The organism is Ruegeria arenilitoris, from assembly GCF_013032855.1.
Taxonomy (GTDB): domain Bacteria; phylum Pseudomonadota; class Alphaproteobacteria; order Rhodobacterales; family Rhodobacteraceae; genus Ruegeria; species Ruegeria arenilitoris.
In genome coordinates this window covers 156,944-170,087 of record NZ_WQDA01000003.1, presented here as the reverse complement: position 1 = coordinate 170,087, position 13,144 = coordinate 156,944, and the positions used below count along the sequence as shown (strand labels likewise).

At 60.7% G+C, this 13,144-nt stretch carries 16 protein-coding genes; 9 read left to right on the top strand and 7 right to left on the bottom strand.

Going from position 1 to position 13,144, the window contains the following annotated elements:
* Window position 1: 1 nt before the first annotated feature.
* From GOW72_RS11010 to GOW72_RS10985, 6 genes are all read left to right on the top strand, one after another.
* Window positions 2–1,078 carry an ABC transporter ATP-binding protein gene (locus tag GOW72_RS11010; protein WP_170366890.1) on the top strand — a complete coding sequence of 359 codons (1,077 nt, stop codon included), beginning with the start codon at window positions 2–4 and terminating at the stop codon, window positions 1,076–1,078.
* Window positions 1,075–1,938 (top strand): carbohydrate ABC transporter permease, encoded by an 864-nt coding sequence (locus tag GOW72_RS11005; protein ID WP_005983941.1) that lies wholly within the window; start codon window positions 1,075–1,077, stop codon window positions 1,936–1,938. Before GOW72_RS11010 ends, GOW72_RS11005 begins: the two co-directional genes overlap by 4 nt.
* Window positions 1,935–2,732: a carbohydrate ABC transporter permease gene (locus tag GOW72_RS11000; protein ID WP_170339760.1), complete on the top strand. Its 798-nt coding sequence runs from the start codon at window positions 1,935–1,937 to the stop codon at window positions 2,730–2,732. Before GOW72_RS11005 ends, GOW72_RS11000 begins: the two co-directional genes overlap by 4 nt.
* 146 nt (window positions 2,733–2,878) lie before the next feature.
* On the top strand, window positions 2,879–3,148 hold the full coding sequence (locus tag GOW72_RS10995) for a DUF2160 domain-containing protein (protein WP_370797609.1): 270 nt from the start codon (window positions 2,879–2,881) through the stop codon (window positions 3,146–3,148).
* Between the two features lie 68 nt (window positions 3,149–3,216).
* Complete coding sequence (locus GOW72_RS10990) at window positions 3,217–3,612, top strand: BlaI/MecI/CopY family transcriptional regulator (RefSeq protein WP_170339764.1); 396 nt, start codon at window positions 3,217–3,219, stop codon at window positions 3,610–3,612.
* Window positions 3,599–4,696, top strand: a complete 1,098-nt coding sequence (locus GOW72_RS10985; RefSeq protein WP_170357489.1) for a M56 family metallopeptidase — start codon at window positions 3,599–3,601, stop codon at window positions 4,694–4,696. Before GOW72_RS10990 ends, GOW72_RS10985 begins: the two co-directional genes overlap by 14 nt.
* Here the strand turns inward: GOW72_RS10985 and GOW72_RS10980 are convergent.
* From GOW72_RS10980 to GOW72_RS10955, 6 genes are read right to left on the bottom strand one after another with little or no spacing between them, the layout of a single operon-like run.
* Window positions 4,684–5,844 (bottom strand): NnrS family protein, encoded by a 1,161-nt coding sequence (locus GOW72_RS10980; protein WP_170366888.1) that lies wholly within the window; start codon window positions 5,842–5,844, stop codon window positions 4,684–4,686. The genes GOW72_RS10985 and GOW72_RS10980 overlap by 13 nt on opposite strands.
* Before the next feature lie 9 nt (window positions 5,845–5,853).
* Window positions 5,854–6,765, bottom strand: a complete 912-nt coding sequence (gene ubiV, locus GOW72_RS10975; protein WP_170366887.1) for a ubiquinone anaerobic biosynthesis protein UbiV — start codon at window positions 6,763–6,765, stop codon at window positions 5,854–5,856.
* Between the two features lie 4 nt (window positions 6,766–6,769).
* Window positions 6,770–7,768: a ubiquinone anaerobic biosynthesis protein UbiU gene (gene ubiU, locus GOW72_RS10970; protein WP_170366886.1), complete on the bottom strand. Its 999-nt coding sequence runs from the start codon at window positions 7,766–7,768 to the stop codon at window positions 6,770–6,772.
* On the bottom strand, window positions 7,765–8,292 hold the full coding sequence (gene ubiT, locus GOW72_RS10965) for a ubiquinone anaerobic biosynthesis accessory factor UbiT (RefSeq protein ID WP_170367197.1): 528 nt from the start codon (window positions 8,290–8,292) through the stop codon (window positions 7,765–7,767). The genes ubiU and ubiT overlap by 4 nt, the downstream gene beginning before the upstream one ends.
* A 47-nt stretch (window positions 8,293–8,339) precedes the next feature.
* The gene (locus GOW72_RS10960; RefSeq protein WP_170366885.1) at window positions 8,340–8,873 is read right to left on the bottom strand and encodes a DUF2478 domain-containing protein; all 534 of its coding nucleotides are present in this window, start codon (window positions 8,871–8,873) and stop codon (window positions 8,340–8,342) included.
* Window positions 8,874–8,885: 12 nt separating this feature from the next.
* Window positions 8,886–9,365 carry a hemerythrin domain-containing protein gene (locus tag GOW72_RS10955; protein ID WP_244952399.1) on the bottom strand — a complete coding sequence of 160 codons (480 nt, stop codon included), beginning with the start codon at window positions 9,363–9,365 and terminating at the stop codon, window positions 8,886–8,888.
* 106 nt (window positions 9,366–9,471) lie between these two features.
* On the opposite strand from GOW72_RS10955, the gene GOW72_RS10950 reads away from it, so the two are divergent.
* From GOW72_RS10950 to GOW72_RS10940, 3 genes are all read left to right on the top strand, one after another.
* Complete coding sequence (locus GOW72_RS10950; RefSeq protein ID WP_170366884.1) at window positions 9,472–9,900, top strand: RrF2 family transcriptional regulator; 429 nt, start codon at window positions 9,472–9,474, stop codon at window positions 9,898–9,900.
* Window positions 9,901–10,160: 260 nt separating this feature from the next.
* A complete protein-coding gene (locus GOW72_RS10945; RefSeq protein ID WP_170366883.1) occupies window positions 10,161–11,042 on the top strand; it encodes an AraC family transcriptional regulator in 882 nt (293 codons plus the stop codon).
* A gap of 139 nt (window positions 11,043–11,181) precedes the next feature.
* Window positions 11,182–12,159 (top strand): oxidoreductase, encoded by a 978-nt coding sequence (locus GOW72_RS10940; RefSeq protein ID WP_170366882.1) that lies wholly within the window; start codon window positions 11,182–11,184, stop codon window positions 12,157–12,159.
* Between the two features lie 137 nt (window positions 12,160–12,296).
* On the opposite strand, the gene GOW72_RS10935 is transcribed toward GOW72_RS10940, so the two are convergent.
* Window positions 12,297–13,130, bottom strand: a complete 834-nt coding sequence (locus tag GOW72_RS10935; protein WP_170366881.1) for a DeoR/GlpR family DNA-binding transcription regulator — start codon at window positions 13,128–13,130, stop codon at window positions 12,297–12,299.
* Window positions 13,131–13,144 lie beyond the last annotated feature (14 nt).

The following is a 13,144-nucleotide window of genomic DNA, read 5'->3' as shown; positions in this document are numbered from 1 at the left end:
CATGGCACAGATCAAGCTTGCAAACCTCAAACACAGCTACATGCCATCGCCGCAAGGCCCACAGGATTATGCGCTGAAAGAAATCGACGTGACCTGGCGTGATGGCGGGGCCTATGCTCTGCTTGGGCCGTCGGGCTGCGGCAAGTCCACGCTGCTGAACATCATCTCGGGCCTGCTGACCCCGTCCGAGGGGCAGATCCTGTTCGACGACCGCGACGTAACCGCCCTGCCCCCTGATCAGCGCAACATCGCGCAGGTGTTCCAGTTTCCTGTGATCTACGACACGATGACCGTGGGCGAGAACCTGGCCTTTCCGCTCAAGAACCGCGGCGTCGATCCGGCGACGATCAAGCGCCGCGTCGACGAGATCGCCGAGATGCTGGATGTCACCGACATGCTGAACACCCGCGCGAGCGGCCTCAGCCCCGACAACAAGCAGAAGATCTCGATGGGGCGCGGTCTGGTCCGCGACGACGTGAACGCGGTGATGTTCGACGAGCCGCTGACCGTGATCGACCCGCATCTGAAATGGAAGCTGCGGTCCAAGCTGAAAGAGCTGCACCAGCGCGTCCAGGCGACGATGATCTATGTCACCCACGACCAGACCGAAGCCCTGACCTTCGCCGACGAGGTCGTGGTGATGCAGGAAGGCGAAGTGGTCCAGATCGGCACCCCGGTCGAGCTGTTCGAGCGCCCGCAGCACACATTCGTGGGCCATTTCATCGGCTCGCCCGGCATGAACGTTCTGCCCTGCGAGGCCCGCGGCGACCGCGCCCTGTTCGAAGGGCATGAGGTGGTGTTGGAAGGTCCGGTCAGCTGCAGCGGCGGCCGCACCGATCTGGGCATCCGGCCCGAATATGTGGGCTTTGGCCCCGAGGGCATTCCGGCCCATGTCACCAAGGTGGCCGATATCGGCCGGCATTTTGTGGTCAGTGCCATGGTCGGCAACACCGCGTTGAAGGCGGTGACCGAACACGCGCCCCCCGAGCCGGGATCGCAAGTCTTTCTGAAATTCAAACCTGAACAGACGCGCGTGTATCGCGACGGCTGGATCGCAACCGAGGAGCGCGCCCGATGAGAACGGAAAACCAGAAAGCGTGGTTCTTTGTCCTGCCGGTGCTGGCGCTGGTGGCGTTCAACGCGCTGGTGCCGATGATGACGGTGGTCAACTACTCGGTGCAGGAAACCTTTGGCAACAACCAGTTCTTCTGGGAAGGGCTGGGCTGGTTCGAACAGATCCTGCGGTCCGACCGGTTCCAGGCGGCGCTGGGGCGGCAGTTCCTGTTCACCGCGCTGATCCTGATGATCGAGGTGCCGCTGGGCATCATCGTGGCCCTGTCGATGCCGCGCAAGGGCTTCTGGGTGCCGGTCTGCCTGGTCCTGATGGCCCTGCCGATGCTGATCCCGTGGAACGTGGTCGGCTCGATGTGGAACATCTTCACCCTGCCCAAGATCGGCCTGCTGGGGTATTTCCTGAACGACGTGCTGGGCATCAACTATGACATGACCCAACAGCCGCTATCAGCCTGGATCACCATCGTGGTGATGGATGTCTGGCACTGGACTTCGTTGGTGGTGCTGCTGTGTTATGCCGGTCTGGTGTCGATCCCCGACGCCTATTACCAGGCAGCCAAGATCGACGGGGCAAGCCCCTGGTCGGTGTTCCGCTATATCCAGCTGCCCAAGATGAAGACGGTTCTGACCATCGCGGTTCTGCTGCGGTTCATGGACAGTTTCAACATCTACACCGAACCCTTCGTTTTGACCGGGGGCGGCCCCGGCAACTCGACCACTCTGCTGTCGATCGACCTGGTGAAGATCGCGCTGGGGCAGTTCGACCTTGGCCCCGCAGCCGCGATGAGCCTGATCTATTTCGCCATCACGCTGCTGGTTTCCTGGGTCTTCTACACCCTCATGACAAAGGATGACGCGCAATGAAGAAGCGGTCTCTCATCCCGATCCTGTATATCGCGTTCCTGATGCTGCCAATCTATTGGCTGGTGGCGATGTCCTTCAAGACCACGAACGAGATCCTGTCAGGCTTTTCCCTTTTTCCCCAGACCTTTACGCTGGAGAATTACATCACCATCTTCACCGATCCGACGTGGTATTGGGGCTATATCAACTCGATCACCTACGTGACGATCAACACGGTGCTATCGGTCTGCGTGGCCTTGCCTGCGGCCTACGCGTTCTCGCGCTATCGGTTCCTGGGCGACAAACAGTTGTTCTTCTGGCTGCTGACCAACCGCATGGCCCCGGCGGCCGTGTTCGCCCTGCCCTTCTTCCAGCTGTATTCGTCGATCCATCTGTTCGACACCTACCTGGCGGTGGCGCTGGCGCACACGCTGTTCAACGTACCGCTGGCGGTGTGGATCCTGGAAGGTTTCATGCGCGGCATCCCGAAAGAGCTGGATGAAACCGCCTATGTCGACGGCTATTCCTTCCCCCGGTTCTTCGTCACGATCTTCCTGCCCAATATCAAGGCGGGCGTGGGCGTGGCGGCGTTTTTCTGCTTCATGTTCTCGTGGGTGGAAATGCTGCTGGCCAAGACCCTGACAGCGGTCGAGGCCAAACCCATCGCCGCCGTGATGACCCGTACCGCGTCCAGCGCCGGCTACGAGCTGGGCCTGCTGGCCGCCGCCGGCACCCTGACCATCATCCCCGGCGCCATCGTCATCTGGTTTGTCCGCAACTACATCGCGCGCGGCTTCGCGATGGGACGTGTATGAGGTTCGACATGCGCAAACTCCTTCTCTCCCTCTCCCTGCTCACCCCGTCCTCAGCGCTGGCGCAAGCCAAGGCCGGCTGGGGCAATGTCGGTCAGGAAGAACCCAAGGGCTTTTCATGGACCGACCCGCTGTGGCCCGATTTCTGGATGGCCTGGACCCCGGCAACGCTGGCGGTTTTCGTGGGCATCTTCTCAGCCATCGCCCTGATCGGCGTGCTCGAGGTGGTCAAGTTCCGCGACGGGATCGAACGCCGGGGCGTGCTGGGCCTGACCACCACGTTGGGCGACCGGCTGTTCATCACCCTGCTGGGTTCGGCCTACATCTTTCTGGCGTGGCTGGGGCTGGTCGGCCAACCGGTCTGGACCCCGCTTTTCCTGTCGATCGGCTGGGGCATTTTCGTTTTCTGGAAAGTTTAGGCTTTGCGTAACCGCGAAAGGATGCTTGTCTGGCAAGCATAACAGGCAAAATGGTGACACCGAGACCGATGCGAAAGAGAAAGACAGGAAATCTGCTGACCGAGGTCGAACTGGAGTTCATGAACGAGCTCTGGGCACTTGGCGAAGGCTCGGTGCGCGACGTGCTGGACCGGCTGCCGCCCGAGCGGAACCTAGCCTACACCTCGGGCGCGACGATCCTGCGTATCCTGGATGAAAAGGGATTTGTCCAAAGCCGCAAGAATGGCAAAACCCTGATCTACCGTCCGCTGCTTGAGAAGGACACCTATCAGGCGCGGTCGCTGCAGAACCTGTCCCGCACGTTGTTCGATGACACCCCGGCCTCGCTGGTGGCACGACTTGTCGACGACGCCGGCCTGACCGAAGCTGATCTGGAGGAAATTCGAGCACTGGTAGAGAGGAGACTGCAAAATGACAGCGGTTAAACCGGTTCTCGATGTATTTCTCGACCTGAACGTGGTGCTGGTTCTTTCAGCACTCATCTGGCTGTGCGCCCGCATGGCCGTGGCCCGAACGCGTCTGCGGCACGACTACATGACACAGCTGCGCGTGCTGAAGGTTCTTTGCGTCTGCGTCATGCTCAGCCCTGTTCTGGCCCTTGGGGTCACGGCAGCCGCCGGTTTTTTCTGGCCGGGTCAGGCCGTTTCCATCGGTGATATTGCGGTAGCGGCGTATTTGCGCGGTGAAATCGCGATGCCGGCTACACAATTCGAAGCTCTGCTGAACACACGCGAACGTTGGGTCGACACGGTTCTGTCCGGACAAAGCGCCCTTGTGACGGCCGTGCTGGTGCTGCTGGCCCTGGCCGCCCTCCGGATGCTGGTCCGCACCGTCCGGGATGCGCTGGCGATCCGCGATACGGTGGTTTCAAGCTTCCTGTGGCGGCGTTCGGCCAACGTGGACATCCGCTTGTCCGATCGGATCACGGTTCCATTTGCCGTGCGCGGGGCGCGTCGTCGCCACGTTGTTCTGCCCAGCCATCTACTGGACACCCCCCGTGAACTGCGATTTGCCCTGGCGCATGAATTGCAGCACGTTCGCGCCCGGGATGTCGAATGGGAGATTGCGTTTGAGGCCTTGCGACCGCTGCTGTTCTGGAACCCTGCCTACTGGGTGTTGAAATACCAGTTCAGCCGATTGCGCGAACTGGCCTGCGACCAGTCCGTCGTCACCCGGCGCGGGATCGACGCGCGCGACTATACCGATTGCCTGCTGAGCTATTGCGCCCGCACCGTCGCACAAGGCCGGCCACGGGTTTTGAACGTGGCGCTGGTCTCTGGTGGCAAGGCCAAACGGGTTCTGAAACAGCGCGTGATCGCGCTGGCCGATGCGCCCTCGTTCTCGGCACCGTTGCCGGCAATGTTCCTGGGTTCAGCCCTGCTGTTCGCTGTTCTCCTGGCCTTGGGTGCAGCCACGATCCGCCAGACTCAGGACTGGAGCCATGACCGGCTGATGCTGTCGACCGTCGTGAACCTTGAACGGCTCGAGGCACGCAATCAGGGCAACTGATCGGCGACGCCCGGATCTATCCTGTTGCTGGCCCGACCGCTGAACACGGGTCGCTCGAGCGGGCGGCCCAACGCTTGGACGTGCCGCCAGAGGAACACTGCCCAACATGCTCCCCAAGCCAGGGCCGCGGGCACGTCTGCAGAGGACGCCCGCAAAACCGCGGCAAGGCACAGCAAAGCATATCCAATACTATCGATCGCGCTGGGGCGCAGCCGGCCGCAACGGCGCGCGACCGCACGGGCAGCTACGGCATAGATCGCGCAGCTGACCGCTCCGACCGTCAGAACGTGCAACGCATCATGGGCCGCCAGCAAGTCGGGGAAGTACAGCGAAGCCGCCAACAGGGACAGACCAGCGGGCAACCACGCAAAGGCAATATGAAGCATCGCCAGCAATCCATCCTGAAGAACTGCCGTTGAATGCCAGAGCCACAGACGCCCACCTTCGCACCCGGTGCAGATCACAAGAAGGACGCCGATAAGCGGACCATCGGCGACGGAAACAAGTCCGAAAAGCACCGCAGTCAAAGCCAGAGCTGCCGCCGAAGCGTCCCCCAATACCCTCGCGCACCGAAACCGATGCGCGGCGGTTGGGCTTTGGTGCGTCCAATTCCATGTAAAAGCAGCGATCATGCGCCCACCGACAACTGACACCAAAAGTGCAACGAGTAAAACTGTGGAGAAGGACGGCGCAGACCCAGTTAGAAAGGCAAGCTGGCAGATGGCCAGGAAAAGGGCGAAAAGCGCCTGAAGCCCTCCGGCAACCGCCTGCGCGCGCAGTGCAGCCCAAGCGAGACGACCGGCGAGAAAGAGCAAGAACGCCGTGCCCGTTGGGACGATGAACATGGGTTCGCTTCCAAGCGCGCCGATGGCAGCCAATCGGGACATCGCCCAAAGCGCGAACAGCAACAAACTGCCGGTCGGCGAGACAGAACCGCCCCCCGACCAGCTGCGCATCGCCGTCAGCGAATAGCCCGCAAATGCTGCGCCGACGAAGCCGAACAGCATTTCATGCGCATGCCAGGCGTACAGCCCCAGCAACGGCGACCAATAGGTGATGAAATCCTGCCCCAGAAACAGGCCGCTCACCCCCAAAAGGGCAGCCGCCCCCGCCGCAGGAAACATGATCCGATGAGGCGAGGACAGCATGGTTTCCGATCATGCAAGGGACGCCTGGGCTATCCTGCGATAGCCGGCCTGACCGTGGTAGAACCCGTTGCTGAACGGCGTATCCGCACAAACCTGCCGCAACCGGGCTTCGGCCGCTTCGGTCGACATGCTTTGATCCAGCACCGCCCGGTAAACCTCGGCGACGGCGACCATGTCGACGGCCTGCGGCATCAATCGCAGATGGCTCACGCCATCGGCGACCAGTTGGGGCAGTTCCTGCAGCAGGATCAGATACCCTTCGGATTGGGTCTGGATCCCGTTGATGCGCAGGATCGGCTGCTCATCCCTCGTACGCAGTGGCATCCCGTCGGGGTCTTCTTCGCAGACGAATTGGCAATTGTCCTTTGTCCGCCCGTGCGAGCGCGCGTGATAGCACCGCGCCGAAACGGCCAGCGACGCCCGGCCAAAGACCTGCACTTCAACCCCGAGACCCAAGTCGCGCGCCATTCGCGCCGCGACGGCGATCGAGGGCGCTGGCAACTCGGTGGGCAGGCAGACATGCGTCGCCCCCTTTGACGCCATCCAGCGGATTGTGGCCTCGTTATAGGCATTCATGAATGGGCCGATGCGATGCGGTCGCGTACCGCGTGCATACAGTCCCGCAGCGTTGTTGATTTCGATCTCGGGCGACTCCATCTCAGACAGGTCTTCGGTGGCCTTGCGCTCTCGCTTCAGCATCACTTCGGCCAAGGAGGACAAAATCACCTTTTTGCCCGCCCGTTCGAGCCTTTCGATAATGGACGGCAGGTCAGCCTCTTGGAACGGGGCGCGTTTTGAACAGATGACCTCGCCCAGATAGACCTCATCCACCGGAGCTTCGTCGGCAACACGCGCATAGAAATCCCGGCGTTGGTCGGCCGACCAGTGATAGGCGATCGGGCCCAATGTAAGTTTCGTCATCGTTTCACCGCCATTTCTTCGTGGCAAAAGCGCCTTGCGTCTGTTTCTGACCCTCGGTCAGTGCGACGAGGTTCCCGATATCCGCTTCGCGACCCGCCCGGATATCGTCGACAGCGTTTCGAAATGCAGACACCACGGACCGGACATAACTCTTGGACCTTTGCCGCCCTTCGATCTTGAACGCATGCACCCCGGCATCGATCAACTCAGGCAGAAGGCGGGCCAGGTTCAGGCTGATCGGTTCCTCGAACGCATAGTACCCGTCCGGACGATGTGCGACCTGATAGCGACCTTTGCAAATCGTCGGATAACCGGCCTTCTCATCTGGCCCGAACCGATCGATGGTAAAGCCAGCCAACTTCGATGACATTGAACCATCGGCATCGCGCACGTACTCCACGTCGGACGCCGGCGAACAGACGCCATCGAGGTTCGTGGACTGCCCGGTCAGATAGTTCGTCAGGCTGCAGCGCCCTTCGACCATCAGACCGTGATTTCCGAAGATGAAGGTTTCGATCTCACAGGGGATTTCTTTTCGGATCTGCCGGATCTCGGGAATGGTCAAAATACGGGGCAGGACCACGCGTTTGACACCGAAATTCTCGCAATAGTAGCGGATCGCCTCGGGTGACGACGCTGCAGCCTGTACCGACAGGTGCAAGCGCATCTGTGGATGGGTTCGGGCGATGTAGTCGGCCACGCCCATATCAGCCACGATGAAGGCATCAACGCCGATCCGCGCACCGGTGTCGGCAGCGTGCCGCCAAAGGTCGACCTTGCCCGCCGGGGGATAAGTGTTGAGTGCCAGAAGGACCTTGGCACCCTTGGCATGGGCATAAGCGACCGCCTCCTCCAATTCCTGCGGCGTGAAATTCAGCCCCGGAAAATTCCGGGCGTTGGTGGCGTCCTGAAAGCCGCAATAGACGGCGTCGGCCCCGGCATCGACCGCTGTGCGCAGGGCAGCGGGAGTTCCGGCGGGGCATATCAATTCGGCGAGGCTCATGAAGCAGTCGCTCCTTCTACTTCTTGGTAATTTCGGCGCAACCGGGACAGGATCGCGCGGCCAGGCGGGCCGAACATGTCCGCAGCCTCCTGAGCGATGGATCCATCCATGTCGTCCAATGCATTGCGCAAACGGACGACGGCCTCGGTATCTCCTGTGATCTCCAAATCGCGCGAGAAAAAGGCCGCGTCGCCGTCCTGTTCCGCGTCGACCAGTTCCAACAGCAGCAGGAACCGCCCTCGAATAATGGCTGTGGCGTCGGGCAGCATCGACCGCGGCACGGCGCGAAAGCTCAGGTTCTGAGGATCTGGACGCAGATGCAGCGCGAACGGCAGCTCGATCGGGTCGATCAGGAAATCGGCGCCTTGATACGGACCAAGTCGGGCAAAAAGCGCAGGATGTTCCTGCGCGACCCTTCGGACCACCCGCGCGAGAATGGGCTGAACCGCCAAGCAGGCCAAACGCGCGACGACTGCCTGTCCCGGCGGTCTTGGCCTGTTCGATGTCTGTGTTGGGCTCACCATAAGCTGCATGTACTGCCTCATCCGTTTGGCTGTTGTATTTGGCGGGTTCAACCCGGTGCCGCCGTGTTTCGGCCTTGCGCGATGGAGCATCGGCACCATTCGACCACAACGTCCTCGACGGGCGACAGGAGTTTGGCGGTTCCTCCGGCAAACTGATCGAAGGCGGCGCGATGGGTTTTGCTCACGCCGATCAGGACCGGAACATCCCGCGCCAAGGCCTCGGCAATGAGGGTGCGAAATCCGCGACCCTCGGCCTCGCTGAGGCCGAACTTGTTCAGCAGAACGATATCGCAACCGTCATCTTGCAACCGAGCGGTCGCGATGCCGACCACGTCTTCGATCGCACCGGCGTCCATGCGACACGCGCCTGAGCCCGAACCCAGATCCTGCGTGATCCGGATATTGGGACCATGCGGCAGCAGTCCAAGCGTTGTCTCACAAAACTGGGCGCCAGTATCCGGAATGTTCACACGCAACGCTCCGAGCAAGCGCAGACCTTCTTCCTGCAATCGCGCGGCCACTGTCGCCAGCAAATGATCCGTTCCGCCTGCCTCACTTGCGTGGACACCTGCAAGAAGCATGATTGATCCCCTCTACCGTTCGAACCGTGGAAACAGGACCTGGTTTTCAAGCATCATGTGCCGGTCAATATCCGCCAAAAGGTTCCGCAGCCCATCGTAAAGCCGTCGCCAAGACCAGCAGGCATGTGCGGGCGGTGTCAGGTCAAGGGTGACATGCCGGATCAGAGCGATACTCTCGGCGTGGCCATCGTGATCGGCGCGCATAACCCGGATCGGGTTTTCGATCCCTTCCATGCCGCCCATGCGCATGGCGGGAAACAGGACGATCTCCTCTTTTGCCATGTGCGTTTCCATTTCGGCCGCCAGTTCGGCCAGCGCGCGGACCAACCCTCGGGGGGCTTGGGGGTGGTCTCGGTGAACCAAGGCCACGCGTTCGGCAAGATGTTGAAGCTGTTCAAGCTCGGTCCGGTGTGTTTCGTGATACCGTGTGAGGATGTGATCAATCAGAGCGTCTGTCTCAAGATCAGCTTCGTGCATATCGAAGTTCGTCATGGTCCGTGCTTTCAGGGTTCACGACCCGAGCATCTCGAATCGGAATTTGATTTGCGCATTCTGTTTTGCTAATACGCATAGAAAATACCGATTGGAAAACGCGACCATGCGCCTCACCTCATTCACTGACTATGGTCTCCGCATTCTGATGCGGCTGGCTGGCAGCCCGGACCGCCCGTTTTCAACTGGCGAACTTGCGGATGAATTCAAGGTGTCACGCGCCCATCTCGCCAAGGTCATTTCAGCACTGGCCAATGCCGGATACCTCAAAACGCGACGGGGCGGTGGCGGCGGGGCCGTCCTGTCTCGCCCGGCGACGGACATCCGCTTGGGCGACGTAGTGCGCACTCTGGAGACCGGGCAACCAATCGTTGAGTGTTTCTCGGCCGATGGCAGTGCGTGCACTCTGACTCCAAGCTGCCTTTTGAAGGATCGACTGAAGCAAGCCGAGCAAGCGTTTTTTGACGACCTGAACCGGGCAACACTGGCTGATTGCATCTATCGTCCACCGTGGGAGATTTCGGCGGCGGAATAGCAGCCGGTCTGCCCCTTCGGACAATTCGCCTGGGTTCTCTCAGAACCAATCAGGCTGCGAACACTGTTACCTTTGTGCTTAGACCGGTCAGATCAGTTGGCCCCAATCTAAGAATAAGAAACGGTGTTCTACCGCACGCCTCTGTAAATTCAGTCAGCTGTTTCTCCGGCGGACTTGCCTGATCCTCCGAATGTCAGACCAAAACTCTTGTGCGGAAAAATGCAGGTTGTAGTCTTGGCAGACTGGCCGGAGAGACCCCATTGGAACTGCAGAGACTCCTTGACGACGCCAAGGCGCTGATTACCGAGGCCCAGCTGGATGACGGCTTCTGGCCCTGTGGTGTGCGGGACATGGTATTGGCCCAGACGCGCCAATCCAAACGCCCGTCATGCTCGGTCGTTGAACCCATGATCGGGCTAGTGCTTCAGGGCAGCAAGTCGGTGCAGTACGGAACCGAGCATGTCCGTTATGACGCAGGGGACGTCATTGTCGTGGGAAGCGCCCTGCCAATGGTCTCGGGCCTTGTGGATGCCTCGCCCGAAGACCCCTACATCGCCTTGTATCTCGGCATCGACATGCGCGTATTGCGGGGCGTCTACACCGACATGGGCGGCACCTCGCTGGACGATGCTGGTCCGGCCCTGGAAAGCGGTCAGGCCGATGTGGAAGTCATTGATTCATTTGCACGTCTATTCCGTCTGCGCCGAGATCCGATCGCAGAGCAAACGCTGGGGGCCGCCGCCGTCCGCGAGGTTTATTTCCGGGTTCTGCGCAGCGACAAAGGGCGCGCACTGCGCCGTATCATCCGCGCGGACAGCAAGGCCAATCAGGTCGCCAAGGCAATCGCGCATATCCGCAAGGAGTACCGCTCGACGATCAAAGCCTCGGACTTGGCCGCGATCTCGGGCATGAGCGCGTCGGTATTCTATGACGCCTTCAAACGGGTCACGGCCAACACTCCGCTGCAATTCCAGAAAGACCTGCGCCTGACCGAGGCTTTCCAACTGCTTCAGCAGACGGGAACGCCTGTATCGAGTGTTGCACACGCAGTTGGGTATGAAAGCCCGGCCCAATTCAGCCGAGAGTTCGCCAAAAAATTTGGCGTTCCGCCCCGAGAACTGACCCGGGATCACGTGACCTGAGCTGCACGCTTTGCTCTTGGGTTTCGGAGAATCGAGCAAGAGTTGAGGAGGAAGCTCTGTGTTCCACCCGAGGCGGGCAGGTTAGGTTCATCCATGATGCAACCGGGCGATGTTGCCCCCGAAATCGCAAGGATACCTGATGGCAGTCTCCGACCAAGTTCCTTCAAATTCAGGATTTCACGCAAAAAGCACGGCGGCCGAAGTGCTGGCCGATATCGACCTGACCGGAAAGACCGCAATCGTAACCGGTGGCTACAGCGGCATTGGCCTCGAAACCGTCCGCGCCCTTGCCGACAAGGGGGCCGCGGTGATCGTTCCCGTACGCTCGGAAACCAAAGCGCAAGAGAGCCTGGCGAGCGTGGACGGCAATGTCAGAACCGCACCGATGGACCTGGCGGATCTGGGATCAGTCCGACGGTTTGCCGAAACGGTATCCAGCGACCTGCAAAACCTGGATCTGCTGATCAACAACGCCGGGATCATGGCGTGCCCCGAGGCCCGTGTTGGACCCGGTTGGGAATCCCAATTCGGTATCTGCCACATGGGCCACTTTGCCCTGACCAAGTTGCTGCTGCCGCTTTTGGAGCAAACGCCGGGCGCGCGGGTAGTTGCTCTTTCCTCGACCGCACACAAGATTTGCGACGTGCATTGGGATGATATCCAGTTCGAAAAGACGGACTACGACAAATGGCAGGCCTATGGGCAAGCAAAGACCGCAAATGCGTTGTTTGCCAACACCCTGTCCCGCCGTTTGGCAGAGACCGGCGGGTTGGCGTTTTCGGTACATCCCGGTGGGATATTCACCCCTCTGCAACGGCACCTGCCGAAGGAAGAGATGATCGCGCTGGGCTGGCTGAACGAGGATGGCGAGCCGTCCGCATTGGCCAAGGAGGGTTTCAAGACGCCCGAACAGGGCGCGTCAACGACGGTTTGGGCGGCGACTTCGCCAAAGCTGGTTGGCAAACCAGGAGTGTATTGCGAGGACGCCGACATTGCTGCCCCGACCGACCCCAACAGCCCGACGGCCCGATATTTTGGGGTCAACGCACATGCCTGCGATGACGCATCAGCCGAAAAGCTGTGGGAGATCAGCGAACGGCTACTGCAAGAGGCCTGATACCCAGGCAATCCGGTCGGGATGATCCCGGCCGGACTACGCTTCTTAGGGATAAGGCAGCGCCAAGGTTTTAGACCGCAATTTCGCCCCTTGGCCCTCTGCGCTGCCGGTCCCGGCCCGGGCTGGACCTCAACGGTTCAGGCCAAAGCCTGCTCGGGCGCAGGATCGGCGATCAACAGTTCGACATCTGCCACGCTCAGCGCCACAGCCAACTGGCTTGGCGGGACCGTGTCGACGATAAACGTGTCCAAATCCGACAGTTCGCACACTTTGTGCAACTGCTTCTGATTGAACTTCTGGGCATCCAGCAGAAGATGACGTTCCGCAGAACGGCCCAGCATCGCGCGTTTGACAGCGGCGATATCACCGATCGGCTCGCTGGGGCCATCATCGGACAATCCCGACGCGCCGATCATGCAGCGATCGACGTTGAACCGGCCCAGAAACTCCAGCGTTTCGTAACCAACGACGGCAGCCTCGGCGGCAAGATAAGCACCGGGGCAAACAATCACCTCGGCCGCGCTGCCGCCCAGTGTCACGGCCACCGGAATAGAATTCGTGATGACAGTGCACCGTATGTCGCGATATGCCAATGAGCGCGCCAGTTGAGCGGTTGTCGAGCCCGAGTCGATCATGACCGTCTCACCTTCACGCACAAGGCCAGCGGCGGCGTTTCCGATCCGCTCGCGTTCGGCAACCCGGGCCGCATTGCGCTCGTCCAGGCTGAGATAATGCCCTTGCACCGGCGCCGACGCGCCACCGTGCGCACGCGCAATCAGGCCGTCTTCGGCCAGCGCGTCAAAATCCCTGCGGACGGTCTCGGTGGATACGTCGAAACTGCGGGCCAGATCACTGATGCGCACGTGCGGGCGCAGCTTGAGCTCAAGCAGGATACGTTGGCGACGATCGGACTTTTTCAGCCGATCCCGCCCTTTCTTGCTGTGTTTCTGACGAGTTTTGGCCTTTGACATCCTATTGCCCCGGC